The sequence below is a fragment of the Pseudomonas putida genome (assembly GCF_030159595.1).
Taxonomy (GTDB): Bacteria; Pseudomonadota; Gammaproteobacteria; order Pseudomonadales; family Pseudomonadaceae; genus Aquipseudomonas; species Aquipseudomonas putida_AC.
The window spans coordinates 155121-181560 of the sequence record NZ_BSKJ01000010.1; the positions used below are offsets into that span (position 1 = coordinate 155121).

General features: G+C 63.2%; 18 protein-coding genes and 1 pseudogene. 8 read left to right on the forward strand and 11 right to left on the reverse strand.

Going from position 1 to position 26440, the window contains the following annotated elements; translation table 11 throughout:
* Nucleotides 1–29 precede the first annotated feature (29 nt).
* Nucleotides 30–1703 (forward strand): fatty acid CoA ligase family protein, encoded by a 1674-nt coding sequence (locus QQL85_RS21420; RefSeq protein ID WP_284356091.1) that lies wholly within the window; start codon nt 30–32, stop codon nt 1701–1703.
* Nucleotides 1704–1754: 51 nt separating this feature from the next.
* Here the strand turns inward: QQL85_RS21420 and mobA are convergent, their stop codons facing one another.
* The 3 genes from mobA to QQL85_RS21435 all read right to left on the reverse strand — a co-directional run bounded on the left by mobA (nt 1755) and on the right by QQL85_RS21435 (nt 6707).
* On the reverse strand, nt 1755–2330 hold the full coding sequence (mobA, locus tag QQL85_RS21425; RefSeq protein ID WP_284356090.1) for a molybdenum cofactor guanylyltransferase MobA: 576 nt from the start codon (nt 2328–2330) through the stop codon (nt 1755–1757).
* 61 nt (nt 2331–2391) lie between these two features.
* Nucleotides 2392–5520: an efflux RND transporter permease subunit gene (locus tag QQL85_RS21430; protein WP_284356089.1), complete on the reverse strand. Its 3129-nt coding sequence runs from the start codon at nt 5518–5520 to the stop codon at nt 2392–2394.
* Nucleotides 5521–5531: 11 nt separating this feature from the next.
* Nucleotides 5532–6707 carry an efflux RND transporter periplasmic adaptor subunit gene (locus tag QQL85_RS21435; RefSeq protein WP_284356088.1) on the reverse strand — a complete coding sequence of 392 codons (1176 nt, stop codon included), beginning with the start codon at nt 6705–6707 and terminating at the stop codon, nt 5532–5534.
* A 159-nt stretch (nt 6708–6866) separates the two neighbouring features.
* Between QQL85_RS21435 and QQL85_RS21440 the strand changes: the two genes are divergently transcribed.
* Both QQL85_RS21440 and QQL85_RS21445 read left to right on the forward strand, forming a co-directional pair.
* On the forward strand, nt 6867–7568 hold the full coding sequence (locus tag QQL85_RS21440) for a response regulator transcription factor (protein ID WP_284356087.1): 702 nt from the start codon (nt 6867–6869) through the stop codon (nt 7566–7568).
* Nucleotides 7569–7574: 6 nt separating this feature from the next.
* Complete coding sequence (locus QQL85_RS21445; RefSeq protein ID WP_284356086.1) at nt 7575–8873, forward strand: ATP-binding protein; 1299 nt, start codon at nt 7575–7577, stop codon at nt 8871–8873.
* Here the strand turns inward: QQL85_RS21445 and QQL85_RS21450 are convergent.
* From QQL85_RS21450 to nrfB, 4 genes and pseudogenes are all read right to left on the reverse strand, one after another.
* Nucleotides 8848–9939 (reverse strand): annotated as a pseudogene (locus QQL85_RS21450) (diguanylate cyclase domain-containing protein). The gene QQL85_RS21445 and the pseudogene QQL85_RS21450 sit on opposite strands and share 26 nt — an antisense overlap.
* Nucleotides 9940–10080: 141 nt before the next feature.
* Nucleotides 10081–10920, reverse strand: coding sequence for a DUF4434 family protein (locus QQL85_RS21455; RefSeq protein WP_284356085.1), 840 nt, complete (start codon nt 10918–10920; stop codon nt 10081–10083).
* Entirely contained in the window at nt 10920–13925 is a 3006-nt protein-coding gene (locus tag QQL85_RS21460) for a phage receptor (RefSeq protein ID WP_284356084.1), read from the reverse strand. Before QQL85_RS21460 ends, QQL85_RS21455 begins: the two co-directional genes overlap by 1 nt.
* Nucleotides 13922–16096 (reverse strand): cyclic di-3',5'-guanylate-activated glycosyltransferase NrfB, encoded by a 2175-nt coding sequence (nrfB, locus tag QQL85_RS21465; protein ID WP_284356083.1) that lies wholly within the window; start codon nt 16094–16096, stop codon nt 13922–13924. Before nrfB ends, QQL85_RS21460 begins: the two co-directional genes overlap by 4 nt.
* 194 nt (nt 16097–16290) lie before the next feature.
* Here nrfB and QQL85_RS21470 point away from each other — a divergent pair, with 194 nt between their 5' ends.
* Both QQL85_RS21470 and ilvA read left to right on the forward strand, forming a co-directional pair.
* Nucleotides 16291–16722 (forward strand): PACE efflux transporter, encoded by a 432-nt coding sequence (locus QQL85_RS21470; RefSeq protein ID WP_119369798.1) that lies wholly within the window; start codon nt 16291–16293, stop codon nt 16720–16722.
* A gap of 181 nt (nt 16723–16903) precedes the next feature.
* Nucleotides 16904–18463: a threonine ammonia-lyase, biosynthetic gene (gene ilvA, locus QQL85_RS21475; RefSeq protein WP_284356082.1), complete on the forward strand. Its 1560-nt coding sequence runs from the start codon at nt 16904–16906 to the stop codon at nt 18461–18463.
* 109 nt (nt 18464–18572) lie between these two features.
* Here ilvA and QQL85_RS21480 read toward each other — a convergent pair whose 3' ends face one another.
* From QQL85_RS21480 to QQL85_RS21490, 3 genes are all read right to left on the reverse strand, one after another.
* The gene (locus tag QQL85_RS21480; RefSeq protein WP_284356081.1) at nt 18573–19754 is read right to left on the reverse strand and encodes a hypothetical protein; all 1182 of its coding nucleotides are present in this window, start codon (nt 19752–19754) and stop codon (nt 18573–18575) included.
* Between the two features lie 63 nt (nt 19755–19817).
* Nucleotides 19818–20285 (reverse strand): VOC family protein, encoded by a 468-nt coding sequence (locus QQL85_RS21485; RefSeq protein WP_284356080.1) that lies wholly within the window; start codon nt 20283–20285, stop codon nt 19818–19820.
* A 110-nt stretch (nt 20286–20395) separates the two neighbouring features.
* Nucleotides 20396–22015, reverse strand: a complete 1620-nt coding sequence (locus QQL85_RS21490; protein WP_284356079.1) for an NADP-dependent glyceraldehyde-3-phosphate dehydrogenase — start codon at nt 22013–22015, stop codon at nt 20396–20398.
* Between the two features lie 457 nt (nt 22016–22472).
* Here QQL85_RS21490 and QQL85_RS21495 point away from each other — a divergent pair, with 457 nt between their 5' ends.
* The 3 genes from QQL85_RS21495 to QQL85_RS21505 all read left to right on the forward strand — a co-directional run bounded on the left by QQL85_RS21495 (nt 22473) and on the right by QQL85_RS21505 (nt 25650).
* Nucleotides 22473–23627 (forward strand): hypothetical protein, encoded by a 1155-nt coding sequence (locus QQL85_RS21495; RefSeq protein ID WP_284356078.1) that lies wholly within the window; start codon nt 22473–22475, stop codon nt 23625–23627.
* A gap of 73 nt (nt 23628–23700) precedes the next feature.
* Nucleotides 23701–24819: a glycosyltransferase 61 family protein gene (locus tag QQL85_RS21500; RefSeq protein ID WP_284356077.1), complete on the forward strand. Its 1119-nt coding sequence runs from the start codon at nt 23701–23703 to the stop codon at nt 24817–24819.
* A 42-nt stretch (nt 24820–24861) separates the two neighbouring features.
* Nucleotides 24862–25650 carry an AraC family transcriptional regulator gene (locus tag QQL85_RS21505; RefSeq protein ID WP_284356076.1) on the forward strand — a complete coding sequence of 263 codons (789 nt, stop codon included), beginning with the start codon at nt 24862–24864 and terminating at the stop codon, nt 25648–25650.
* Here the strand turns inward: QQL85_RS21505 and QQL85_RS21510 are convergent.
* Nucleotides 25643–26224 carry a LysE family translocator gene (locus tag QQL85_RS21510; RefSeq protein WP_284356075.1) on the reverse strand — a complete coding sequence of 194 codons (582 nt, stop codon included), beginning with the start codon at nt 26222–26224 and terminating at the stop codon, nt 25643–25645. The two genes, QQL85_RS21505 and QQL85_RS21510, sit on opposite strands and share 8 nt — an antisense overlap.
* Between the last annotated feature and the right edge of the window lie 216 nt (nt 26225–26440).

The window sequence follows — 26440 nt, forward strand, 5'->3', positions numbered from 1 at the left end:
AACAACACAAGAACAACAAGAGAACGCCCATGCCCCAGCCAAGCTACTCCCAGGGCAACCCCGACAAAGCCCTGCTCAGCCAATGCATCGGCGACGCCTTCGATACCACCGTCGCCCGCTTCCCCGACCGCGAAGCCCTTGTGGTCCGCCACCAGGCCCTGCGCTTCACCTGGCAGCAACTGGCCGCTGCAGTCGACCAGCACGCCCGCGCCCTGATGGCCTTGGGCGTGCAACCCGGCGACCGCCTGGGCATCTGGGCACCCAACTGTGCCGAGTGGTGCATCACCCAGTTCGCCAGTGCCAAGGTTGGTGCGATCCTGGTCAACATCAACCCGGCCTACCGCTCCAGCGAGCTGGACTACGCCCTCGGCCAGTCCGGTTGCCGCTGGGTGATTTGCGCCGACGCGTTCAAGACCTCCGACTACCACGCGATGCTGCTGGGCCTGGTGCCGGGCCTGAACACAGGCCAACCGGGGGCGCTGATCTGCGAGCGCTTCCCGGAGCTGCGCGGCGTGGTCAGCCTGGCGACCGCACCACCACCGGGCTTTCTGGCCTGGCATGAATTGCAGGCCCGAGCCGATGCAATCAGCCGTGAGGCCCTGGCCGAGCGCCACGCACAACTGCGTTGCGACGACCCGATCAATATCCAGTACACCTCGGGTACTACCGGTTTCCCCAAGGGCGCCACCCTCAGCCATAGCAATATCCTCAACAACGGCTACATGGTCGGTGAAAGCCTGGGCCTCACCGAGCACGACCGGCTGGTGGTGCCGGTGCCGCTGTACCACTGTTTCGGCATGGTCATGGCCAACCTTGGCTGCATGACCCACGGCAGCACGCTGATCTACCCCAACGATGCCTTCGACCCGCTGGCCACGCTGCGTGCGGTGGCGGAGGAAAAAGCGACCGCGCTGTACGGTGTGCCGACCATGTTCATCGCCGAACTGGACCACCCGCAGCGCGGCGAGTTCGACCTGTCAAGCCTGCGCACCGGGATCATGGCGGGTGCTACCTGCCCGATCGAGGTGATGCGCCGGGTGATTGGCGAGATGCACATGGCCGAGGTGCAGATCGCCTATGGCATGACCGAGACCAGCCCGGTGTCGCTGCAGACCGGGCCCGACGATGACCTGGAACGCCGGGTGACCAGCGTCGGTCGTACCCAGCCACGGCTGGAGAACAAGGTGGTGGACGCAGACGGCAACACCGTGGCGCGTGGCGAGATAGGCGAACTGTGTACCCGCGGCTACAGCGTGATGCTCGGTTACTGGAACAACCCCAAGGCCACGGCCGAAAGCATCGATGCCGAGGGCTGGATGCACACTGGCGATTTGGCGGTGATGGACGATCAGGGCTATGTGCGCATCGTCGGGCGCAGCAAGGACATGATCATTCGTGGCGGTGAAAACATTTATCCGCGTGAGCTGGAAGAGTTCTTCTTTACTCACCCCGCAGTGGCCGATGTGCAGGTGATTGGCGTGCCCTGCAGCAAGTACGGCGAAGAAATCGTGGCCTGGGTGCGGCTGCACCCGGGGCATGCTGCCAGTGAAGAGGCGCTGCGCGAATGGGCGAAGGCGCGGATTGCGCACTTCAAGGTGCCCCGGTACTTCCGCTTTGTCGACGAGTTTCCGATGACGGTGACGGGCAAGGTGCAGAAGTTCAGGATGCGCGAGATCAGTGCCGAGGAGCTCTCTGCTGGGTAATCACATCTATGCCGTTGCACGGGCCTTGTGGGAGCGGGCCGGTGCGTGGCCTTAATCTTGTAGCAACTCCGGGCTATTGAAATTGCTTAACCGGGGATCATTCTCGGCACATTCCAAGCCTTGAACGGCCTCGCGCAGCAGCGCCTTCTGCAAGCTCCGCTCACCCGCGGCCCAAGCCTGTTCAAGCATCGGCAGCACCCGCCGTGGCAGCACGCTGAACATCGGTTGCCAATACCGACCTTGGCGCACCATTGCTGCACTGTCATTCGCCACCGCCAACCGCAGCAGATCTTCGATCAACACCCGGTCAACCCGTGGTGCATCGCAGGCCAGCACCACCATCCACTCATGCCGTGCCACCTTGAGCCCGGCAATGACCCCCGCCAGCGGCCCGGGAAAGTCCGCCTCGGCATCGCCCACCCACTGGTCGGCATACGTTTGGTAGGCCTCCTGATTGCGGTTGCAGGAAATCACCAGATCATCGCTCAATGGCCTGACGACCCGCTGCACATGCGCCACCAGCGGTTCGCCCTGCCAGGCGATCAAGCCCTTGTCACGACCGCCCATGCGCTGGCCACGGCCACCGGCAAGGATGAGGATTGAGCAGGAGGGCAAAGCAGCAGGCATGAAAAAGGGCTCCGGGCAGTCATTGCCGGGAACCCTCCCATTTCACGCGGGGGTTGTCCAGTCAGCTTTCGCTGGGAACGGGTTGCGTGTCGGCGTTACGCGCCTGGCGACGCCCAGCCAAACGCATCACCACCACGAAGAACACCGGCACGAACACCACCGCCAAGGTGGCGCTGAGCATGCCGCCGATCACCCCGGTGCCGATGGCCTGCTGGCTGGCCGAGCTGGCGCCGCTGGCGATGGCCAGCGGTACCACGCCGAGGATGAACGCCAGCGAGGTCATCACGATGGGCCGCAGGCGCAGGCGGGCAGCCTGCACAGCGGCGTCGGTGGCGTCCACGCCTTGGTCGACCAGGTGCTTGGCGAATTCGATGATCAGGATGGCGTTCTTCGCCGACAGGCCGATCAGGGTAATCAGCCCCACCTTGAAGAACACGTCGTTGGGCATGCCGCGCAGGGTCACGGCCAACACCGCACCCAGCACGCCAAGCGGGACCACCAGCAGCACGGCGGTCGGGATCGACCAGCTTTCGTACAGCGCCGCCAGGCACAGGAACACCACCAGTAACGACAGCGCCATCAGCATGGGGGCCTGGCTGCCGGACAAGCGTTCCTGCAGCGACAGGCCAGTCCATTCCAGGCCTGTGCCGGCGGGTAGCTGGGCCACCAGACGTTCGATTTCGGCCATGGCTTCGCCGGAGCTGTAGCCGGCTGCCGGCTCGCCGGAAATCGATACCGCCGGGTAGCCGTTGTAGCGGGTCAACTGCACCGGCCCGCTGACCCATTTGGCCTGGACGAATGCACCCAGTGGCACCATCTTGCCGCTGTTGTTGCGCACATGGATTTTCAGCAAGTCTTCGACCTGGCTACGCTGATCGCCTTCGGCCTGCACCACCACCCGCTGCATGCGGCCCTGGTTGGGGAAGTCGTTGACGTAGCTGGAGCCCACTGCCACGTCGAGTACCGAGCCGATATCGGCAAACGAAACCCCCAGGGCATTGGCCTGGCGGCGGTCGATCTCCAGTTGAACCTGTGGGCTTTCTGCCAGCGACGCTTCACGCACGTTGGTCAACACCTTGCTTTTGCCGGCATTGGCCAGCAGCGTGTCACGAGCGGCCATCAGCTCGGCGTGCCCCATGCCGCCACGGTCCTGCAGGCGGAACTCGAAACCGGTGGACTCGCCCAGACCGTCGATGGGCGGCGGCAATACGGCGTAGGCCACGGCATCTTTGAGTTGGGTGAAAGCCATGGTTGCGCGGTCGGCAATCGATTGGGCGCTGTCGTCAGCGCCGCGTTCGGACCAGTCCTTGAGCGTGGTAAAGGCCAGCGCTGCGTTCTGCCCGCTACCCGAAAAGCTGAAGCCCAGGATCAGTGTGGTGTTGCCTACGCCCGGTTCCTCGACGTTGTGCGCTTCGATCTGCGCGGCCACCTGTTCGGTGCGCATGCGGCTGGCGCCGGGTGGCAGCTGGATGTCGGTGATGGTATAGCCCTGGTCTTCGGTGGGCAGGAAGGCCGTGGGCAACTGGCTGAAGCCATAGCCCAGCACCGCCAGCAACACGGCGTACACCAGCAGGTAGCGGCCACTGCGTTTGAGCGCACGCACTACCCAGCGCTGGTAGCCGTTGCTCATGCTTTCGAAGCGGCGGTTGAACCAGCCGAAGAAGCCTTTGCGTTCATGGTGCTCGCCCTTGGCTACGCGTTTGAGCAGGGTGGCGCACAGCGCCGGGGTAAGGCTGAGGGCCAGGAATGCCGAGAACAGGATAGATACCGCCATCGACACCGAGAACTGCTGGTAGATCACCCCGACCGAGCCTTGCATGAAGGCCATGGGCAGGAACACCGCCACCAGCACCAGGGTAATGCCGATGATCGCGCCGCTGATCTGGCCCATGGCCTTGCGCGTGGCTTCTTTGGGCGACAGGCCTTCTTCAGCCATGATGCGCTCGACGTTTTCCACCACCACGATGGCATCGTCGACCAGAATGCCGATGGCCAGCACCATGCCGAACAGGGTCAGTACGTTGATCGAGAAGCCCATGGCCAGCATGACCGCGAAGGTGCCCATCAGCGCCACCGGCACCACCAGGGTGGGGATCAGGGTGTAGCGCAGGTTCTGCAGGAACAGGAACATCACCGCAAACACCAGCAACATGGCTTCGAACAGGGTGTTGATGACCTGCTCGATCGACACCTTGACGAACGGCGAGGTGTCGTAGGGGATGTCGTACTTGACGCCTTCGGGGAAGTAGCGCGCCAGGTCCTGCATTTTCGCCCGCACCAGGGTGGCGGTTTCCATGGCGTTGGCCCCCGGCGACAGCTGCACGCTGAATGCAGTGGCCGGCTTGCCGTTCAGACGAGTGCCGTACTGGTACTCCTGGGCACCGATCTCGACCCGGGCGACGTCACCGATGGTGACCGTGGAACCATCCGGATTGGCGCGCAGGACAATAGCGGCGAACTCTTCGGGGGTGCTCAGTTGCCCCTTGACCACCACGTTGGCGGTGATTTCCTGAGTGCCACGGCTGGGCAGGTCGCCAATGCTGCCGGGCGCGACCTGGGCGTTCTGCGCCGCGATGGCCTCCGCCACATCATTGGGCGTGAGGTTGAAGCCGATCAGCTTGCGCGGGTCGATCCAGATACGCATGGCGCGTTCCGAACCGTACAGCTGGGCTTTACCGACGCCCTTGAGACGGCGGATTTCGTCCATCACATTGCGCGCCAGAATGTCTGACAGCGCGGTTTCGTCGAACTTGCCATCTTCTGAGGTGAGGGTGGCCAGCAGCAGGAAGCCGGTGGACACCTTTTCCACTTGCAGGCCCTGCTGGGTGACCGGGCGCGGCAGGCGTGACTCGACCACTTTAAGGCGGTTCTGCACGTCGACCTGGGCCAGGTCTGGATTCGTGCCCGGGGCGAAGGTGGCGGTGATGGTGGCGCTGCCCAGGCTGCTCTGCGACTCGAAGTACAGCAGGTTGTCGGCGCCGTTGAGCTCCTGCTCGATCAGGCTGACCACGCTTTCGTCCATGGTCGCGGCGGAGGCGCCTGGGTACACGGCGTAAATTTCCACCTGCGGCGGGGCCACGTTCGGGTACTGGGCCACCGGCAGCTGCGGGATGGCCAGCGCGCCCGCCAGCAGAATGAACAGCGCGACTACCCAGGCGAACACCGGGCGGTCGATGAAGAATTGCGGCATGGATCAGGCCCTCACTGGCCGGTGTGCTGTGCAATGGGCGCTGCGCCCGATGCGTTGTCGACCTGCACCTGGTCACCGGCCTTGACGTGTTGCAGGCCTTCGACCACCACCTGCTCGCCTGGCGCCAGGCCTTCGCTGACGACCCAGCGATCCCCCTGGGCGCTGCCCAGTACCACCTGGCGGTCGCTGACTCGGGCCTGCGCGTCGACCACCAGCACCTTGGGCACGCCGGCACTGTCGCGCAGGATGGCCCGCTGCGGCACGCTCAGGCCTTTGGGCTGTACGGCCTGCTCCAGGCGCACACGTACATAACTGCCGGGCAGCAGGTCGAGGTCCGGGTTGGGGAATTCGCTGCGCAGGGTGATCTGGTTGGTGCTAGGGTCGACGCTGATGTCGGAGAACAGCAGCTTGCCTGGCAGCGGGTAGGCACTGCCATCGTCCTGGATCAGGGTGGCGCGGGCCTGGCCGTCGCCTGCCTGTTGCAGCTCGCCTGCGCGCAGGGCACGGCGCAAGGCGTTGAGCTCGCGGGTGGACTGGGTAACGTCGGCATGGATCGGGTCCAGCTGCTGGATGGTTGCCAGCGGGGTGCTTTCGTTCTGCCCGACCAGTGCGCCTTCGGTGACCTGGGCACGGCCGATACGGCCGGAAATCGGCGCGGTGACGGTGGCATAGCCGAGGTTCAGGCGAGCGCGCTCCAAGGCGGCCTTGGCAGCGGCTACGTCGGCGTCGGCCTGCAGGAAGCTGGCCTTGGCATTGTCGTATTCCTGACGGCTGACGGCTTTGTCGTCGACCAGCTCGCGGTAGCGATGCTCCTGCAACCGCGCCTGGTACAGGGTGGCCTCGGCCTTCGCCAGGGTGGCGCGGGCGCTGTCGTGGTCGGCCTTGAATGGCGCCGGGTCGATCAGGAACAGCACATCGCCTTGCTTGACGTCGCTGCCTTCGCGGTAGACGCGCTTGAGCACGACGCCCGCGACCCGCGCGCGCACTTCGGCGGTGCGCGGGGCGAGAATACGGCCGCTGAGTTCGCTGCTGATGGCCAGCGGCTGCAGTTGCAAGGTTTCCACCCGCACTTGCGGGGTGGGGGCCTGTTCGTCTTGCTCGGCGCTATCGCCGCAGCCGGCCAGGGACACGCTTAGAAACGCCAGAAGCGCCAGTGGACGCAGGCGAGGGGGGAGGGTAGTAGGCATGCGGATCTTCCGATGATGACCGGGTATATGCTAAGGCAGGTGTGGCTTGGGCGGCTGTTAATACCTGTAGGGCGAGTGTGAAAAAGTGTGAAGATCAAGCCTCTGGAGCGGTAGGGTTCTATATTCTGCGTGTACCTGTACCCATATCGCCTAGCACCTATGCCGAATATTTTTCTGGTCGAAGATGACAGCGCGCTGTCCGAACTGATCGCCAGCTACCTGCAACGCAACGACTTTCATGTCCAGGTGATCGCCCGGGGCGACCATGTGCTGGACGAATATCGCCGGCAAAAGCCTGACTTGGTCATCCTCGACCTGATGCTGCCGGGCATCGATGGCCTGCAGTTGTGCCGCCTGCTGCGCCAGGAGTCGCAGAGCCTGCCCATCCTGATGCTGACTGCGCGTGATGACAGCCATGACCAGGTACTGGGCCTGGAAATGGGGGCCGATGATTATGTGACCAAACCCTGTGAACCACGCGTGCTGCTGGCCCGGGTGCGTACGCTGCTGCGTCGTAGCAGCATCAACGAGCCGCGCCTGGACAATGACCTGATCCTGATCGGGGGGCTGCGCATCGACCTGGCCGAGCGCACGGTCAGCTGGCGCGGTGAAGAAGTGGAGCTGTCCAGCGGCGAGTACAACCTGCTGGTGGTGCTGGCACGCAATGCTGGCGAAGTGCTGAACCGCGACCGCATCCTGCAGCAACTGCGGGGCATCGAGTTCAACGGCACTGACCGCTCGGTGGACGTGGCCATCTCCAAGTTGCGGCGCAAATTCGACGATAATGCCGGCGAAGCGCGCAAGATCAAGACCGTGTGGGGCAAGGGTTATCTGTTCAGCCGCGTCGAGTGGGAGTGCTGATCGGCCATGCTGAAGATCTTGGTGCGGCTGTACCTGGTGATCATCGTCGCCTACGCCGGGGCCTTGCTGTTCATCCCTGACACCATCGTCGGGCTGTTCCGCGACCGCTTCATGGCCTACAACCTTGACCAGGCCAAGGGCGTGCAGTCGTTGATCGTGCGCCAGTTCCGCCAGGCCCCCCGCGAGCGATGGCCGGCGGTGGAACAGGAACTGGCCCGTGATTTCGCGCCCCTGGAACTGCAGTTGCTGCGCATGGACCAGGCCGGCTTGAGCAAGGAAGAGCAGGCGCGCCTGGCGCATGGCCTTTACGCCGTGCGCATTGCCGAGTGGGGCTATTACGAGACGGTGCTCGCCCCGCTGGACAAACAGTGGCTGGTTCGCCTGCACTCACCCCCAGACCCGCTGGACATCAACGTGTTGTCGTGGGGCGTGACCGTCCTGATTGGCGCGGCGATGCTAGGGTGCCTGCTGCTGTGGGTATGGCCGCACTGGCGCGACCTGGAGCGCCTGAAGGAAACCGCCCGGCGCCTGGGCCAGGGGCAGATGGCCGAGCGCACACACATTTCGCCGCACTCCAACATCGGCGAGCTGGCGGGGGTGTTCGACACCATGGCCAGTGACCTGGAGCGCCACGTCAATCAGCAGCGCGAGTTGCTCAATGCGGTGTCGCACGAATTGCGCACACCCTTGACCCGGCTGGATTTCGGCCTGGTGCTGCTGTTCGACGAGGTGCCACCCGCCAGCCGCAAACGCCTGCTGGAACTGGTGGGGCATGTACGTGAGCTGGATGAGCTGGTGCTGGAGTTACTGTCTTATAGCCGTCTGTACAACGCCGACCAGGCCCGGGAGCGGGTCGAAGTGTCGTTGCTGGAGCTGGTTGACAGTGTACTCGGGGGTTTTGCCGAGGAACTCGATGGCCGGGGCATTCGCTGGGAAGTGCAAGCCGAGGGCAATCTGCCCCGGTTTGTGCTGGACCCACGGTTGACGGCGCGGGCGGTGCAGAATCTGGTGCGCAATGCCATGCGCTATTGCGATGAAAGCCTGTTGCTGCGCCTGCGGCTGGAGAACGATGGCGCCTGCCTGTTGACGGTGGAGGATGACGGGATTGGCATACCGGTTGAGGAGCGCGAGCGGATTTTCCAACCGTTTTACCGCCTGGACCGCAGCCGCGACCGCAACACCGGCGGGTTTGGCTTGGGGTTGGCGATCAGCCGACGCGCGATCGAGGGGCAGGGCGGGACCTTGACGGTGGCACAGTCGGCGCTGGGTGGGGCGCAGTTCAGGATTCGGTTGCCAGCCGGTTAGTCCACAGCACAAACCGGTCCTTGCCAGTGTGCTTGGCCTCATACAGCGCCTAGTCGGCCTTGATCAACGCCGTGGTCAACGTATCGCCTGCAACTACCCGTGCTAGGCCGATACTGATGGTCACCGGGTGTGCGCCTGCATCTTCACGCACTCTGCGTACCAACGCCTCCATCTGCTGTTCAGCACGTTGCTGGTCCAGCCCTTCAAGGAAGATGGCAAATTCCTCACCGCCCAATCGCGCAAACTCGGAATCGACCATGGCCGCCTTGATGTGCAGTGCCACCCGTTTGAGCACTTCATCACCCATGTCGTGACCGAAACGGTCATTGACCTTCTTGAAGTTGTCTATATCAACCATCGCCAGGTATTGCCCGGGGCTTGCCAGTTTCAATTGTCGCTCTGCCTTGGCCATGAACGAGCGGCGGTTGGGGATTTCGGTCAGGGCGTCGACATAGGCCTGTTCGAGCAGCACCTTCGACAGGTAGAAGTTGTGCAGTTTGGCCTTGCGGATTTGCAGGTAGCTGTAGCTCACCAGGCCGCTGAGGAAAATGGCGTAGCTGATGAGCATGGCGCCTTCGAGGGCGTCCGGTTCAATGCGCGTGTGGTAGAAGGGGTTGAGCATCACCCAGGTGATGACCATGGCGCAGAAGAACGACCAGCGCCGCACTGGCTGCACCGACACGGCATACAGCACGGTGGAGACGCCGAGCACCAGCCACACCGGGCGCAGGGCCACCGGGATGCCTTCGATCACCAGGCGCATGCCCAAGGTGATGATGGCAATGAACAGCAGGTTGAGCACGTCGAAGTGATGGCTGCGGCGGGTGAAGCGCAGCACGATGGTCAGGCAGCCGAGCAGGGCAATGAACAGGTAGGACAGCCAGGTGAAGCCCTGGCCGCCGAGGAAGCTGACAATCAGGTCGAAGACCAGCCAGATCAGGATACTGATGCAGAACACCAGCAGGCAGAACGGGCGCATCGACTCGAATTCGTGCTGGCGGAATTCGGCGCGCAGGGCGGCGGGGGCGACCTGCTTGCGTACATGTGCTTCGATGGTCTTGAACATCGGTGGGCTCCTGAGACTACTGCTTGTCCAGGCCCGGCCCTTTCGCGGGTGAACCCGCTCCCACAGGTCCCCCACAGCGTTCGAATGCTGTGCGGTCCCTGTGGGTGCGGGTTTACCCGCGAAGAGGCCGGGCCTGGTGGCTCAATTCTGTGGCAAAACGTTCCGCGCCCAGGGCCGGTAGCGCAAGGCGAACACTGCCTCGGCATGGCACCCACTGCCCAGCTTCGGTTCGGCGGGCTCAGCCCTGAATGCCTGCCCTGGCCCGCTCACCTGGCGGAACGCCTCGCGCACCACGCCCACCCGGCACGGCAAAGCCTGTTCATAGCCTTGGCGCACCATCGCGGGCAAACGCCCGGTCCCGATGCCATCCTGCCACCAGACAGTCAAGCCCAACCCGGCCAGTTGCTCCAGCCACGCTGCATTGATGCTTGGCGACAGTTTGCCCACGCTGAACGCACTGATATGCAACGGTTTGTCCAGCTGGCGGTTGAAGGCCTGCAACTGGCTGAACAGCGCATCACGACGCCCAGCCTCGCGAAAGTGCTGGTCGTCCAGCTCCATGGGCAGGTACCAGCCGTCCACCGGCAACTGCCAGGCGTGGCGCAGTTGCTGGTACTGGCTGAGTGAGCGGCCCAGCTGCGCTTTCCAATAGCTGCTCAAGCCTTCGCCGTCCAGTTCGTCGAGGCGCTGGTAATAGGCCGGGTCCATGTACAACCCCAGCACCAACTGCAGGCCTTGGGCATGTGCGCTGCGCAGGCTGTTGGCCAGCCAGCCCTGAGCGCCGCCGAAGTCGCTGTCACCATAGGCGCTCCACTGGACAATCAGGGTTTTGCCCCCCTGGGCCACGGTGGCGTGCCACAGCTGTTGCCACTGGGCGGGGGTGATATCGGCGTCGCGGTTGAGCGGTTGATAGAAGAGGCGCTGATCCGCCGTAGCGGGCAGGCACAGGGCAAGCAGGCAGAGGGCGAGGATCGTACGCATCAGAAGGTCATCTCCGCACCGACCAGCACGCCGTTGGCGCGCTCGTATAGATTGCCGCCCAGCGACTGCTGGTATTCGGCACGCACTTTCAGCGAGCCGCGGTAGGCGTTGTAGCGGTCGTCATCGAACCACCATTGCCAACGCACGCCAACCCCGGCCCGGGCGTCCTGGCGCCAGTCGTTGCTCGGGTCCTGGCTGGAGAACTCGACAAAGCCGTAGGGCATTATGGTTTGCGGTGAGCTGCCGGGCAGTTTCCAGGCGTGCCCTTGCTGGTAGCGCGACAGCCAGGCGTGGTCGCCAGCGCGGGTCCACCAGGCCGCGTCGAGGTAGAGGAAGCGCTCGTTCCAGTCGCCTTCATCCACCCGCCAGTCGTTGCGCCAGTCGCCCTGGTCAAGGAACGAGGCGGTGGCGCGCAGCAACAGGTCGTTGCTCGACTCGGCGTTGTGGCGCAGGTCGCCCCAGTTGCCGCCGACCTTGGCCGGGCTCAACAACTGCCCCAGGCTCAGGCCACGATAGTGTTCTTCGTCGATCTGTCGCTGGTGATACAGCTCGGCGTACAGGTTGAGGTTGGCCTGGCCGAGCGGCTTGTAACGCAGGCCGACGCCGGTACCCATGCTTTGCGCGTAATCGGTACGGCTCTGACCACCGAACAGTACCCGGCCATAAACCGAGAGGGTGCTGCCGTTGCGGCTGGGCTCTTCACCCAGGGCGTGGTCCCACATGGCCAGCTGCACGTTCTGCGATTGTGCGCGGCGCGAGCTGCCGCTGCGCTGGCCGTTGTCGAGGAACTTGTCGTTGGTCGAGGTGCCGGCGGGTGACCAGGTGCTGGCCAGGGTGATGGTGTCACGCCGTGACAGCGCTTCGTGGGCCCTGCGCTGGCGGTATTTGCGGGCTTCCAGGCTGCCGTATTCATCATCGCCGTCCACCACGTTCTGTTCCACATCAAGGATGCGGCGCAGTTCGCGGCGTGCCGAGGCGCTGTCTTCGGCTTCGTCGTAGCGCAGGGCCAGCGTTTCGCCAAGGCGGTAATCCTCGGGGAAGTCGTGGGTCGCCCGTTCGAGGTAGGGGATCGACTGGCGGCGCTGGGCCTTGTCCGAGGCGCCGGCCAGGCGCATGCCGTAATCGGCGCGGTAGCGGGGCTGGTCGGGGGCCAGGCGCACGGCTTCGGCGAGCCAGGCCATGCTCTGCGCGCTGTCGCCGGCCAGTTGCGCGGTGCTGGCGGCCGCGTAGTAGTGGTCGGCGCGTGGGTTGCTGGCCAAGGCACGACGCTGGAAGCCCAGAGCGGCCTGGTAGTCGCCTTGGCGCTGGGCGATGGCCGCGCCCAGCGCCCAGTCATCGGCGTTGTGGTGCGCAGCGGCGTCCCAATAGCGCCGAGCGGCTTCGGTATCGCCGGCATTCAGCGCGCCACGGGCGGCGGTGAGGCGTGCATTGTCGGTCCAGGCGCTGTCCGGCAGGCTCCGCCAGATCGGCAGCGCGGTTTCGGAGTCGCCGGCTGCTTCGAGTGCATAGGCCAGCGGCAGGCGGTTGCTGCGGTCGCCCAAACGTTCGGCAGCCTGGTAATAGACCACCGCTTCACCAGGCTGGTCAGGCATGGCGCAGCGGCCCAGCGCACGGTACTGGCCGGGTTCGCTCGGCATGGCCGGCACCGCTTGGCGCACGGCATCGCACTGGCCGTCTTCCGCCAGGCGGCCAAGCAATTGGGCGCGGGTATTGGCATCGACCTGAGGGACCAGGCCACGCATACGGTGGCTGTCCAGCGGCCCGTCGTTGCGTGCATACAGGTTACCCAGACGTTGTAGCAACGAGGGGCTGAGGCGACCCTGGCGGCGGTCGTAGGCCTGCTCCAGCAGTTGCCGGGCGTGTGCAACCTGGCCCTGTTCCACCAGCAGGAAAGTGGTTTGCTCCAGCGCGGCCAAGTCGCCGCTTTGCCGGTAGCGTTTCTCCCATTCGCCGGCTGTGCGCGGCTGCGGGGGGGGTGGTGGGTCGCCATACAGGCGTTGCTTGAGCACGGTGTAGGCGCGTGCATCGGCCGTGGTCGTGCAGCCTTTGAACTGCTCGCGGGCCAGGTCCGGATCATGGCGCGACAGCCAGTCGACGGTCTCCAGGCAGGGCCGCTGCAGGTCATTGCTCAAGCGCATTACCATTGCCGCATCATCGCCTTCGCGGGCCAGCTCCCACAGCTGCTGGCGCTGGTCGGGTTGATTCAACTGATCGGGCGGCAGCGACTGTAACCAGCGTTGGGCCTGCTGGTTGTGGCCCACGGCAATGGCACGGTTGGCCATGGCCAAGCGCGCCTGGTTAGCCGCTTGAGGGGAGGGCGCGCTGGCCAGCAGCGTGTTCAGCCCTTTTTCATCCACCTGTTGGACATAGGCATTGGCCAAGCGTTGCCAGTCTTCGGCTGGCAACTGGCCCTTGTCGGCGAGCGGCTGCAGTTGCTCGATGGTTTCCTTCCAGTTGCGCAGCTGTTCGGCAAAGTTGGCCCGGGCCAGGCGCAGTACCTGGCCATCGTCGCGCGGTGGCAGCTGGTTGAGCCACTCCAGCGCTTTGCCTGCACCCCCGAACTTGGCCAGGCTCAGGCTGTAAGCCTGCCACAGGCGCACCCGGTGCATGGCATCACTGGTGGCCAGCCATTGCTCTACCTGACTGGCGGGCGGTGGGTCCTGCTCGATCCACGTCAGGCGCAGTTCGAGCAACGCGTCGGCGTATTCGGGGCTTCCGTCCAGTTGTTCGGCCAGCGCTTCGGCGTCCTTGTAGCGGCGTTGGTGGGCCAGGGCCTCTACCAGCAGCGCGCGGGCTTCGTCGTTGTTCGGTACCCGGCCCAGCACATGACGGGTCAGGCGCTCGACCTCGGCCCAGTTGTCTTTCCTGGCCTCACGGTAACTGCGGTCCATGAACGGAAAACTGGTGAACCGCTGGAAATCGGTCATCGGTGCCGAGGCGGCGACGGGCAGTGCGGCGGAGCACAGCAGCAGGCCGGTGAAGGTGAGCGTAAAATGCGGCTTCATGCCACCTCCCGGATCAGGTCGAGGGCAGCCTGCTGTTCGCTGGCCTGTTCGTCGAGTGCCTGTTGCAACACCTGCTCGGTGATGATGCCGCGAGCGATCAGGTGCTCGCCCAGGCTCTGGTGTTCGGGGTCGAAGTCGATCAATGCCTGGTTGAACAAGGTGACGGGCACCATACCGCGCACCTGCAGCAGGGCACCGAGCATGACCTGGTGGTGGCTGACCTGTTCCAGCAGCGCCTCGTCGTCCTGGTGGCGTGCCAGCGTGGCTAGCATGTCGCGGGTTTCCGGCTTCTGCCAGGGGCTTGGGTAGTGGTAGCGCAGGCCCAGGGTTACCCGGCCTTGTGGTGCCAGGCGCACGCGTACCGGGCGCTTGAGGTGACGGCTGATTACCCCCAGTGACACTTGGCTGACCGGGCTCTCGCTGGCCAGGATCAGCGTGTCGCCGTCCTCGGCCACCGGCAGCACGCCGTAGTGCGTGGCCAGTTTGCGTGGCAGTTTGGCGATCAACTGTGGGTCGAGCTTGAACGGGTTCAGCGGGGCCCAAGGCAGGTCCAGCTGCTCGGCCAAGGTGGCCACCAGCTGTTCGCTGTTTACCCAGCCACGCAGCAGCAGTTCGCGGCCCAGGCGTCGGCGTACAGGGCTGTTGATTGCCTGTTGCAACTGTTCGTCGCTGATCAGCCCCTTGGCCACCAGTCGCTGGCCCAGCGGTGTGCGGGCAGGGGCCGCGATGGCGGGAAACTCGTGGGTGGTCTTGTCCCAGGCCACGCGGCGCGAGTCGCCCATCTCCATCACCTGGCGCAGGGCGCGCAGGTTGGCGAAGAAGTTGACGAAGTTGCTCCACATCATGCGCGGTGCCGACAGCAGGCCTTCGCCAATGCCGTAGAAACGGGTAACGAACCAGCCGCGCTGGAACAGCCGGTTGAGCAGCATCAGGCCGTTCAGCCACAGCAGGGTCGAAAGCAGCCAACTGTCGCTGAGGATCGACATGAAACGCCACGAATCCGGCGCAATCACCGTGACCAGCCACATGGCCAGCAACACCAGCAGCAACAGGTTGACCAGAAAACTCAGCAGGTAGGCGAACAGCCCCCGGCGGTCGCGCCACAGGAAGTAGTTGAGCGCGCCCTTGCGGCTCCAGCCCAGGTTGCTGGTGCCCTGGAACACGATGCCGACGATCCACCGCGACTTTTGCCGAATGGCATGCTGCCAGTCCCGCGGGAAGTGCTCGCGCACGCAGATCACCTGGGAAAATGCGCGGCTCATGCCGGGGCGCCATTCTTGTTTCAGGGTCAGCGCCGGGTCGCTGATGGAGTAGCGGGCGAAAATGCACTTCATGCCTTTTTGCTTCAGGCGAAAGCCAATGTCGTAGTCTTCGGTCAGGCTCTGCACGTCGAAGGCGATGCCGTCGCCGTCCTCCAGCAACGCGCTGATGGCGCGGCGGCTGAAACAGGTGCCGACCCCGGCACTGGGCACCTGGCCGGTGAGTGCTTCGCGAACGATAACGTCTTTGCCGTGGTTTTCGGCGAACTCGTCGACATAGTGGCCGGCGGTGAAGCCCTTCCATTCCGGCGCATAGGGGTACACCGGGATCTGGATCATGTCCTTGTTCGGCAGCAGGTAGTTGAACAGGCGCAACTCCATGGGCGATATCACGTCTTCGGCGTCGTGCAGGATGAAACCGGCGAACTCGATGCCGGCGTCCTGCTGGAAGCGCAGCAGCGCGTCGATGATGTTGTTCAGGCAGTCGGCCTTGCTGGTGGGGCCGGGGCGGGCGCACACCACTTTGTGCACGTTGGGGTAGTGCAGGCACACCGCATCGACATCGGCTTGGGTTTGCAGGTCGTTGGGGTAGGTGCCGACGAAAATCTGGTAGTTCTCGTAGTCGATGGTGGAGGCTGCAAGGCGGGCCATTTCACCGACCACGCCCACTTCGTTCCAGGCGGGTACCATGATGGCCAAGGGTTTTTCCGGGACTTCGTACAGGCGTTTCTCGTCGGCCTTTTCGTACTTGTCGTAAATACGGAAACGCCGGATCAGCTTGCGCCCCCAGTAACACAGGTCGATGAACAGATCGTCCAGGCCTAGCAGGAACATCAGCGAGGCGAGGGTGATGGCCAGTATCTTCAGGCCGAACAGCACATAGGTGAGAAAATCGATGAATGCCAGGCTCATGCGGCAGTCACCGGCAGGGTGGAGTGGGCCATCGTCTTTATCCTCGCTCGGTTCCCTCGACGAAGTTGTACGACATGTCGCTGTTTGTACGGGATAGATACAAGCAGCCGAATACGAGGTTGTCCAAATTTCGGGCTTTTTCTTATGGGCCACATCTTGTAGCTTTACAGGTCGTTTACCCTAGGGAGCTGAACATGCAAGGCAAGGCCCGCAAGATCGTTCAGGCCATTCTTTACGAGGCCATCGCTGTGGCCTGCGTGGCGCCTGCACTGGAGTTGGCATTCGGTGCCGGCATGGCGCAGTCGACCGTGCTGTCGGTGCTGATGTCGGGCATCGCGATGAGCTGGAACATGGGCTACAACTGGGTGTTCGAGCGTTGGGAAGCGCGCCAGCACCAGCGTGAGCGCACCTTCATGCGGCGCTTGCTGCATGCGTTGGGCTTCGAGGGGGGCTTGGTGGTGATTTTGCTGCCGCTGGTGGCGTACTGGCTGGACGTTAGCCTGTGGGCGGCACTGCTGACCAACCTGGCGTTGTTCGTGTTCTTCTTCGTTTACGCCTTTGCCTTCCAGTGGGGTTTCGACAAGGTGTTCGATGTGCCGCTTTCGGCGCAGCAGGCCAAGTGTTGACTTTGTGTCGCACTACCGGCTAAGTTCCTACCCCATGAATACATTCCCGCATGTGAACGCCATTATTATTACCGCCATTATCAGCTTGGCGGGCTAGCGCGTACGTGCACCGAACCCGCCCTGGAGGCGGGTTTTTTCTCTCTGACTCCTGGGCAACGTGAAAACAGCCAAGGAGTTATCGATGACCAGCTTCAGCCTTCCGCGTACTACCGTCACCCCCCAGCAACTGCTGTCGGAGCAGGTGCGGCGCATTCTTGCCGCGCCGGTGTACGACCTGGCCATCGAAACGCCCCTGCAAGCCGCGCCTGCCTTGTCTGCCAGCCTGGGTAACCAGGTCTTGCTCAAGCGTGAAGACCTGCAGCCTACCTTCTCGTTCAAGATCCGGGGTGCCTACACCCGGCTGTCGCGTCTGACCCGCGCGCAGCGTGAGCGCGGGGTCATCACTGCCTCGGCCGGCAACCATGCCCAAGGCGTGGCCCTGGCGGCATCGCATTTGGGCATGAAGGCCACCATCGTCATGCCCACCACCACGCCATCGCTGAAAGTGGAAGGGGTGCGTTCGCGCGGCGGGCATGTGGTATTGCACGGTGAGAGCTTTCCGCATGCCTTGGCCCACGCGCTGAAACTGGCCGACAGCGAAGGCGCCACCTTCGTACCGCCTTTCGACGACCCGGACGTGATCGCCGGGCAGGGCACGGTGGCCATGGAAATCCTGCGCCAGCGCCCGGGTGCGTTGGATGCCATCTTCGTACCGGTGGGGGGTGGTGGTTTGATCGCCGGCATTGCCGCCTATGTGAAGTACCTGCGCCCGGAGGTGAAGGTGATCGGCGTGGAGCCGGAAGACTCCAACTGCCTGCAGGCTGCCATGGCCGCTGGCGAGCGGGTGATCCTGCCGCAGGTCGGCACGTTTGCCGATGGTGTGGCGGTGGCGCAGATCGGCGCCCATTGCTTCGAGCTGTGCCGGCACTTCGTCGATGAGGTGGTGACGGTGAGCAGCGATGAGCTGTGTGCGGCGATCAAGGACATCTACGACGATACCCGGTCGATCACCGAGCCGTCCGGGGCGCTGGCCGTGGCGGGGATCAAGAAGTATGTAGCACGCGATGGCGTGCAGGGACAAACCTTGGTTGCCATCGATTCCGGGGCGAACGTCAACTTCGACCGCCTGCGTCATGTGGCCGAGCGGGCCGAGCTGGGTGAGCAACGCGAGGCCATCATTGCCGTGACCATCCCTGAACAACCGGGTAGCTTCCGCGCCTTCTGCCAGGCGCTGGGCAAGCGGCAGATCACCGAGTTCAACTACCGCTATTACCCGGGCAAGGAAGCGCGCCTGTTCGTGGGCGTACAGACCCATCCGCTGCACGACCCGCGTGACCAGTTGCTGGCCAACCTGCGCGAGCAGGGCTACAGCGTACTGGACCTGACCGAAAACGAGCTGGCCAAGTTGCATGTGCGTCATACCGTGGGTGGCCACGCCGCGCCGGGTGCGGATGAGCGGGTCATGCGCTTCGAGTTCCCTGAGCGGCCTGGGGCGTTGTTGGGCTTTTTGGAGCGGCTGGGCAAGCGCTGGAACATCAGCCTGTTCCATTACCGCAACCATGGGGCGGCGGAGGCCCGGGTATTCGCGGCGCTGGAGGTGCCGGGGGACGAGGTCGCGGGGTTGCCGTTGGCGCTGGATGAGATGGGGTATCGGTATTGGGATGAGACGGATAACCCGGCTTACAAGCTGTTCCTAGGGTGACCTGAAAACTTGGGGCTGCCTGTACTGAGTACTGCGTAGCTATTCAGCATCGCGCGGTCCCTGTGGGAGCTGGCTTGCCGGCGATGGGCCGCGAAGCGGCCCTAGGATTTCAGCGTTCACGCATGAAAAAGCCGGCAACGAACTTGCGGAAGGTTTCCAGGCTCTTGAAGTCGGCATAGCGCTTGAAGTTCTCGGCATCTGGCTCGGGCCCGATCGGCTGCTCCAGCAATGACACCGACAGCACGCGGTCCTGGTCCGAGGTCAGCACCAGTTCATCCATGACCTGCCCGCCGATCACCGGCCGGCGCATTTGCACTTTCACACCTTTGCTGGCCATCCAGTCAATCAACGACACCAGCGCCTTGAGCGGCTCACGCTCTTCATCGCGATACACAGGGAACAAGTGGGCACGGGACAGCACCGGTACGCTGGCCACATGGATCAGCTCATAGAAATGGCTACCGGCGCTGGTGGGTGAGTAGATCATCAGCGCCAGTAATGGCCCGGTGGTACGGCTACCGCCCCAATACAGGTGGTGCCCCTGGAAGTCGAAGCCGTCTTCATTACGGTTGTTGAACAGCTTGCGCCCTTTGATCTGGTCGACACAGTCCAGCAGCAAGCCGTGGCGGCGGTGGTTACCGAACACCGTGGCTTCACGAAGGCGGGACTTGAGCATCATCATGTGCTTCATGTCCAGACGGGTTTCCAGGTAGTTGCTGGCGGGCACCCGCTCCAGCAGCGGGTAGCGGCTGGCCACGCTGCGCAATTCGGCAAACTGCGTGGTCAGGTCCTTTTTCAGGTGGGTGGCGTAAAGGTTGAGGCCGCTGGTTTCGATCCAGGTCAGCAGCAGTGACAGCAGGCGCTGTTGTTCGCGGCGGTCGTTGCCATCGCCGCTGGCACTGCTGGTGGCGCTGCGGAAGTCGCCGAGCAGGCGCAGTGGCGTGTCGGGCGGCAGCCAGGCCGCAGGTGGGGCAGGGTCGTTTTCACGCTCGGCTGCCTCCCGCTCGTCCTTGGTGAACGGGCAGCCGGGCGCGTGTTCTGCTGTGCCCGGGTTGTTTTTGAGAAACAGCGTGCCGGTGCTGCCGTTGAGGGTGACATTGAGCACCGGCAAGGCGTCGTTGCGGCAGTCGCAGGCCAGCCACTGGTTAGCGTTGCGCACCTTCATCAGCAGCTGGTTGGCCTGCAGCAGGCGTGGGCCGCCGAGGCTGCCGGTGGCAAAGCCGACCAGCAGCTCTTCTTCGGCGGGGGTCAGGCTGCGCACCTGGGCGGCGGATTTGTCGATGATTCGCATGAAGCAGCTCCAAGCTACGAGCCTCAAGCTTCAAGCAAAGTCGCGCCGCTTTCAACTTGCCGCTCAGTTACTGCCAAACATCTTCGCGGCGCGGGCACGAATTTCGTCGGGGGTGAGGTCCTCTTTATGGGTGGAGACGAACCAGATATTGCCGAACGGGTCTTTCAGGGTGCCGCTGCGGTCGCCGTAGAACTGGTCCGTCAACGGATGCAACTGGGTGCCGCCGGCCGCCAATGCTTGGGCGTAGACCTTGTCGCAGTCCTCGACATACAGGTGCAGGCCCACGCCTGTGCCGCTGAGTTTCTGGCTGGCGGTCAGGCCGCCTTCCATGTCGCAAGGGTCGCCCAGCATCAGCGATGAATCACCGATTTTCAGCTCGGCATGGCCCACACGGCCACCTGGCGCATCGAGGCGGAACATCTCGACCGCACCAAAGGCCTGCTTGTAGAACTCGATGGCCTTGGCGGCGTCGTTGATGGCCAGGTACGGGGTAATGCTGTGCTGGCCTTCGGGGATGGGTTTGGCTGCCATGTTCGACTCTCCTTCGCAGTGGGCGCCGGAGGGCGCCCTGTTGCTTAGAGTCGTTTGCACCGATGGAAAATCGACAAGGGCGCTAGATCGATTTCCTATAAGCGCGGCCGTCAGAAGATGTAGTCGGTGGTCAGGAAGCTCGACTGGCGGTTGCGGATGATTTCGCTGATCAGCTCCTTGTTGGCCTCCTGGAAGCGGGTGGCGACCAGGGTGCGGATGGAGAACACACGCAAGGCGTCATGCACCGACAGGGTGCCTTCGGCGCTGTTCTTGCGGCCGTTGAACGGGTAGGTGTCCGGGCCACGTTGGCACTGGGCGTTGATGTTGATGCGCCCGACCTGGTTGGCGAAGGTGTCGACCAGGCTGCCGATGGTTGCCGGGTCGTTGCCGAACAGGCTCAGTTGCTGGCCGTAATCGGAGTCCAGCACATAGTTGATGACGGTTTGCAGGTCGCGGTAGGGCACGACGGGTACCAGGGGGCCGAACTGCTCTTCGTGGTATACCCGCATTTGCTGATTAACCGGGTACAGCAAGGCCGGGTAGAAGAATGAGCCGCGGCTCTGCCCGCCACCTTCGTTGAGCACGCGTGCGCCCTTGGCAGTGGCATCGGCCACCAGGCCGTCGAGGTAGTCGACCTTGCCAGGCTCAGGCAACGGTGTCAGTGCTACGCCTGGCTCCCACGGCATGCCGGGTTTGAGCGCGGCCAGTTTGCGCTGGAACTTGTCGAGGAAGGCGTCGACCACATCCTCGTGGACAAACAGGATTTTCAGTGCCGTGCAGCGCTGGCCGTTGAACGACAGCGCACCGGTCACCGCCTCTTCGACGGCGTTGTCGAGGTCGACCTGGGGCAGCACGATACCCGGGTTCTTGGCATCCAGCCCCAGTGCGGCGCGCAGGCGGTGTGGGCGTGGGTGCAGTTTTTTCAGGTCGCTGGCGGCCTTGTGCGTACCGATGAAGGCGAACACATCGACGTTGCCGCTGGCCATCAGCGCGCTCACCGTTTCCCGGCCGCGGCCATAGATGACGTTGATCACTCCGGGCGGGAAGCTGTCACGGAAGGCTTCGAGCAACGGGCGGATCAACAACACACCGAACTTGGCCGGCTTGAACACCACGGTATTGCCCATGATCAGTGCGGGGATCAGCGTGGTGAATGTTTCGTTGAGCGGGTAGTTGTAGGGCCCCATGCACAGGGCGACACCCAGCGGCGCCCGGCGGATCTGGCCCAACGTGCCTTGTTCAAGCTCGAAGCGGCTGGAGCGGCGGTCGAGGTCCTTGAGGGCGTTGATGGTGTCGACGATGTAGTCGCAGGTGCGGTCGAATTCCTTTTCCGAATCCTTGAGGTTCTTGCCGATCTCCCACATCAGCAGTTTCACCACGGCCTGGCGCTGCTCTCGCATGCGCGCCAGGAAGGTTTCGACGTGCTGGATGCGCTCGGCCACGCGCATGTTCGGCCAGGCGCCACGGCCCTTGTCGTAGGCCTGTACGGCAGCGTCGAGCGCGGTAAGGGCGGTGTCGGCATCGAGCAGTGGGGCGCTGCCCAGCACCACTTGGCGTTCTTCGCCGCCTTCCTTGAGCCAGACCGGGCTGCGCACCGTGGCCAAGGGCCCGTCCCAGCGCCTGAGCTCGCCGTTCACCAGGTAATCACGTTGTTCCAGGGGGGCTTCCAGGCGCCAGGTTTCCGGGATGCTTTCGGCGCTGGGGAAGAGTGAATCGAGCAGACGGTCCATGGGTACTGCACCTCACATAGCGGGACGGGTTTCAAGCCGGGTGAATCGCTTCAGCTTCGAGCATGCACCGGCTGCCGAAAAAACACCAGTCTGGCTCAACATGGCCCCTGGTGCTCGTCGAGAGGGCGCTTTGTACCTCAAGGGTTGTTATGCAAAGAAGGCATCAAGGATTATCGATTGATAGCGAAGTGATAATTGCCGCGGCGCTTGTTGGGCATGGTTATAGCAAAGTGCGTGTCGGGTATCGATTTCATGCAGGAATTCTGACGCCATGAAACTTGATCTAAAGTTAGCGGGGAGCCGCTTGCCAAAGCGTTTGCAGGCATCTTAAATTGTTACTGAATGTGATAAAGAAGTTTAAGGCCACACTATAAAAAACAAAGCGTTAGGTGTTTTTGCTGATTGTTTCTCTTTTTCCGATAGACCATAGAGCACTTCAAAGGACGTCGAAGAAGAAATGAAAGAGACCTTGACGGCGGTGGCGCGAAAACTCCTGTCGCCCTCCATGCGCTACGAAATGAGGCTGCTGGCCAGCAAGGTGCGTGAAATGATGGCGCGTGCCTGTTTCTGGCGTTGGGAAGTTGCCAGGTTCCGGATGCAGCAGGAAAGCCCGTACGAAATCCTTTACATAGGGCGCAAGCAGCAACGGGAAATGGCCAAGCTGCTGATCGGCGGCAAGGGCCAGGGCAGCGCGTCGATCGTGGAGGGTGCAAGCGCGACTGCGACGGCCAACCATGTTGTGGTGATCAGCGAAATGCCGACGTCGGGCGCGTTGTCGGTGCCACATTACCTGAGTGCCGTGGTTCCGCTGGGGCGCCCGCTGGAAGACATCACGGCCCGCTACGACAGCGAACTGCGTCGCAGCATCCGCAAGAACCGCCCGCTTTACCAGATGCGCCAAACCCTCTCGGACGACGAGATCGCCATGGCTGACCGGGACCTGTTGCGCCCCTATGCCACGGCCAGGCAAGGCATTCACGCTGCACAGTTCCCTACAGAAGAAGTGTTCCGGATTGCCAAGAGCGTTGGCCGGCTCGACCTGATTACCTTGGGCGATGAGGTGATTGGCTGCCACTTGGGGTGCGAAGTGGTGCGCGGCGGCAAACGCTACTGGAGCACGTTGCGCTTTGGCTATTGCGAAGCGGTGTTTTCCGATGCCAAGAAGCTGCGTGAGGTGAACTCCATCACCACGTTCATGGCCCTTGAGTGGGCGCTGGAACAGGGCTTCGATTATTACGACATTGGCCTGTGCCTGGCGCGGCCAGATGACGGGTTGCTGAAATGGAAGCGCCGCCGCGGCGGCGATATCGATTCGCTGGGCAACCATGCCTACCTGTTCGTTCGCTTGCCCAAGGCCGGCACGGCGAAGTTCTTGTGGGACACGCCGATGTTCGCGGTCGAAGGTGACAAGCTCACGTTGCACTTGGGATTGCCCGAGGGGCCGAGTGAAGAAGAGTTCGCCAGCCGCTACCACGAAATGGTGTTTGGCGGCCTACACAAGATTTACCTCTATGGCGGCACCGGCACGGGCGAACCGTTCGTGGAAGCGTTGCGCACCCGGTATGCCAACCTGCAGTCCCCCCCGGCGATGGAAAGGGTGATGTCCAGCTGAGTGTTTGCCTGGATTGCGTTGAAAGGGCGTCGCGTGTCCGGTTTTTGACTTCGTTACCAAGGGAGGACGCTTCATGGGAAGCGACATCTCGCAGTTCAGTGCATCGCCTGCAGCCAAGCCGCACACCTGGACACTGGCTGCCTACCGCTACATGGCGCGCAAGCGCTTGGGCAAAAGCACGGCCATTGACCTCAAGAGCATGGCGACCAAGAGCTGGGACATTGCCCCGGGCGAGGCCACGGTGTCGCCACCGGCCATCTACCTGCCCGGCCAGCTGGAGCGGGTGACGGGCTGGGAGGGCAAGCGCTTTTACCCCTACGTCCACCCTGCGCGCACGATGGAGGGCGGCATCAGCATGCTGCAAGGGCCAACCCGGGGCTATCTGATCAAGAATGTGTGGCTGATCGATGGGGCGTTGTACAAGGGCAAGGCCAGCCATTGGTTGTCACTCAAGCCCAGCACCTTTCCGGGCATCATCGTGGACAACGAAATTGATCGTGCAGCCATTTATTGCACGCAAAACGGCAATTCCTGGTTCGGTACCTGGCTGATGGAAGATTGCCCGACCTATGCGCTGGCTTGCAACGAGGGCGTCCCGGTGACCACCGCACCCTCTGCCAAGTACCCGTTGTTTACCCAGGCGCCCGCCTATGAAGACTGGCTGGATATGAAGCCGCTGCGCTTGCGCAGTGCGTTTTTCCGTGAGCTGGTGCTGTTCGACGACCAGAGCAACAACCGCAGCCGGCACGCCCGCTACCGGGCCATGGGGGACAAGCTGCTGTCGCATGTGCCGCATGCCCCACACCCGGGTGTGTTCCTGCTGCGGGGCGGTGATGGCGACCTGCGTCTGCTGCGCAATGAGCTGGAGCTTGCCGAACACTTGCGGGTTACGCGTGGTTTTCGCGTGGTCAACCCGCTCAAGTCTGACGTGCCGAGCATTGTCGCAGCCTGTGCCGGGGCAAAAGTGGTCATTGGCGTGGAGGGTAGCCAACTGGTGCATGGCGTGAATGTGCTGCAGCCAGGCGCTAGCCTGCTGACCTTGCAGCCGCCTGACCGGTTTGTCAGCTACTACAAATACCTGACGGACCGCGACCACCAGTATTTCGGCTTTGTGGTCGGGATACCGGAGGGTGATGGTTTTCGGATCGATATCGGTGAAGTGGAGCGGACGCTGGATCTGTTTGCGCGATAAGCGTGTAGTATCGGGGCATTTCAGCAACGCGTGGGCGAGGGGATGATCGAGGTTTCGCGGTTCTGGCGTGACCCTGTCCTGCCCTTTGTCGAGGCCCGGCTGGTGGGGGACGGGCGGCAGGTGTGCTACGCCGCGCACTCCCATGAGAGCTTTTCAATCGGCGTGATCACCGGTGGACGAAGCACCTACCTGAACGGTGAGTTGCGCATTGAGGTAGGGGCTGGTAGCACGGTGCTGATGAACCCTGGTGTTGTGCATACCTGCAACCCCATCGACGGTGAGCCCTGGTCTTACCTGATGCTCTTCGTCGACCTGCCCTGGTTACAGGCGCAAGGCTTTGAATTGCCGACGCAGACCTGGAGTGCCTCGCCTGCTTTGTACCAACGGTTATTGCAGACGTTTGCTGACCTGTTCGATGCCGGTGTGTCTGATCGGGAGGGCCGCCTGGCCGCCTTGTTCGACTCATTGCCGGGCTTTCTCGGCGCCAACGCCCGTGTGAGTGACGAGGGCAACCCACGGGTGGACGCGGCGGCAGCGTTCATACGCGCTCATCGCAGCGACCCGTTGAGCCTGGAAGATATCTGCACCGCGTGCGGCCTGTCGCGCGCCTACCTGATTCGTGCCTTCCGCCAACAGTACGGGCTGACACCGCATGGCTACCTGCTCGACCAGCGCGTTCAGCTGGCCCGGGCGCAATTGCGTCAGGGGCGGTCGATTGCAGAGGTCGCGCAGAACGCCGGGTTTGCTGACCAGGCGCACTTGCAGCGGGCTTTCAAAAAGCATCTGGCTGCGACGCCGGGTCATTACCGCAATGCCGCTGGCGTCAGATGACCAGGTAGGCAGCACTGCCCACCAGCAACACCGCCAACCCTCGGTTGAGCAAGCGCAAGTGCCGTGGGTTGCTCAGGTACTGGCGAATCACGCTGCCGGCCCATGCCCAACTGGCCACCGAAATGAAACAGATCGGCCCGTAGATCCAGGTGAACAACCACAGCAAGTGCTGCTCACCGCTGGTGTACGCGCCGACCCCGGCCACTGCCGCCAGCCAGGCCTTGGGGTTCAGCCATTGCATCGCCGCGCCTTGCCAGGCCGAGGGGGCGGGTGTTGAGTGCGTGCCCGTCAGTTGGCCGTCGTCGCGGGCAAGTTTCCACGCCATGTACAACAGAAACGTGACCCCACCCCAGTGCAGGAGCATGCCCAACAGCGGCCAGCGCAGCAGCAGTTGATGCAGGCCCAGCCCGACCAGCACCAACAACAGGCAGAAGCCCAGCGTGGCGCCGGCCACATGTGCAAGGCTGGCGCGTAAGCCATGGTTGGCGCCGCTGCTCAGGGCAACGATATTGACCGGGCCGGGGGAAATTGACGCCGCGAGTGCGAAAGCGGCCATGGACAGGGAAAGGCTCATGAGAAAGATCCGGGGTGTGGGAGGAACCATGATTTTCAGCAGTTGGCTGTCGAGGGTATTGAAGAAAAGTACCCACAAAATGCAGCCCCACACCCGTTACAGGTTTTGTAATAGTTTTGCGCTATCAGAGAAACCAGCTGTGCTTGTAGGATCATTTCCCCAATTTGTTAATAAGGTCTATATGAGCACCTTCGCGGAGCCCCCCAGTCCCCGGCC

Excerpts from the sequence above, each read along its gene's own strand:
- QQL85_RS21490 (WP_284356079.1), bottom strand. The coding sequence starts at position 22,015 with ATGGACCGTCTGCTCGATTCACTCTTCCCCAGCGCCGAAAGCATCCCG.
- QQL85_RS21430 (WP_284356089.1), bottom strand. The coding sequence starts at position 5,520 with ATGCCGCAATTCTTCATCGACCGCCCGGTGTTCGCCTGGGTAGTCGCG.
- QQL85_RS21440 (WP_284356087.1), top strand. The coding sequence starts at position 6,867 with ATGCCGAATATTTTTCTGGTCGAAGATGACAGCGCGCTGTCCGAACTG.
- mobA (WP_284356090.1), bottom strand. The coding sequence starts at position 2,330 with ATGCCTGCTGCTTTGCCCTCCTGCTCAATCCTCATCCTTGCCGGTGGC.
- QQL85_RS21505 (WP_284356076.1), top strand. The coding sequence starts at position 24,862 with ATGATCGAGGTTTCGCGGTTCTGGCGTGACCCTGTCCTGCCCTTTGTC.
- QQL85_RS21470 (WP_119369798.1), top strand. The coding sequence starts at position 16,291 with ATGCAAGGCAAGGCCCGCAAGATCGTTCAGGCCATTCTTTACGAGGCC.
- QQL85_RS21480 (WP_284356081.1), bottom strand. The coding sequence starts at position 19,754 with ATGCGAATCATCGACAAATCCGCCGCCCAGGTGCGCAGCCTGACCCCC.
- QQL85_RS21445 (WP_284356086.1), top strand. The coding sequence starts at position 7,575 with ATGCTGAAGATCTTGGTGCGGCTGTACCTGGTGATCATCGTCGCCTAC.
- ilvA (WP_284356082.1), top strand. The coding sequence starts at position 16,904 with ATGACCAGCTTCAGCCTTCCGCGTACTACCGTCACCCCCCAGCAACTG.
- QQL85_RS21435 (WP_284356088.1), bottom strand. The coding sequence starts at position 6,707 with ATGCCTACTACCCTCCCCCCTCGCCTGCGTCCACTGGCGCTTCTGGCG.
- QQL85_RS21460 (WP_284356084.1), bottom strand. The coding sequence starts at position 13,925 with ATGAAGCCGCATTTTACGCTCACCTTCACCGGCCTGCTGCTGTGCTCC.
- QQL85_RS21420 (WP_284356091.1), top strand. The coding sequence starts at position 30 with ATGCCCCAGCCAAGCTACTCCCAGGGCAACCCCGACAAAGCCCTGCTC.
- QQL85_RS21495 (WP_284356078.1), top strand. The coding sequence starts at position 22,473 with ATGAAAGAGACCTTGACGGCGGTGGCGCGAAAACTCCTGTCGCCCTCC.
- QQL85_RS21485 (WP_284356080.1), bottom strand. The coding sequence starts at position 20,285 with ATGGCAGCCAAACCCATCCCCGAAGGCCAGCACAGCATTACCCCGTAC.
- QQL85_RS21455 (WP_284356085.1), bottom strand. The coding sequence starts at position 10,920 with ATGCGTACGATCCTCGCCCTCTGCCTGCTTGCCCTGTGCCTGCCCGCT.
- QQL85_RS21500 (WP_284356077.1), top strand. The coding sequence starts at position 23,701 with ATGGGAAGCGACATCTCGCAGTTCAGTGCATCGCCTGCAGCCAAGCCG.
- QQL85_RS21510 (WP_284356075.1), bottom strand. The coding sequence starts at position 26,224 with ATGAGCCTTTCCCTGTCCATGGCCGCTTTCGCACTCGCGGCGTCAATT.
- nrfB (WP_284356083.1), bottom strand. The coding sequence starts at position 16,096 with ATGAGCCTGGCATTCATCGATTTTCTCACCTATGTGCTGTTCGGCCTG.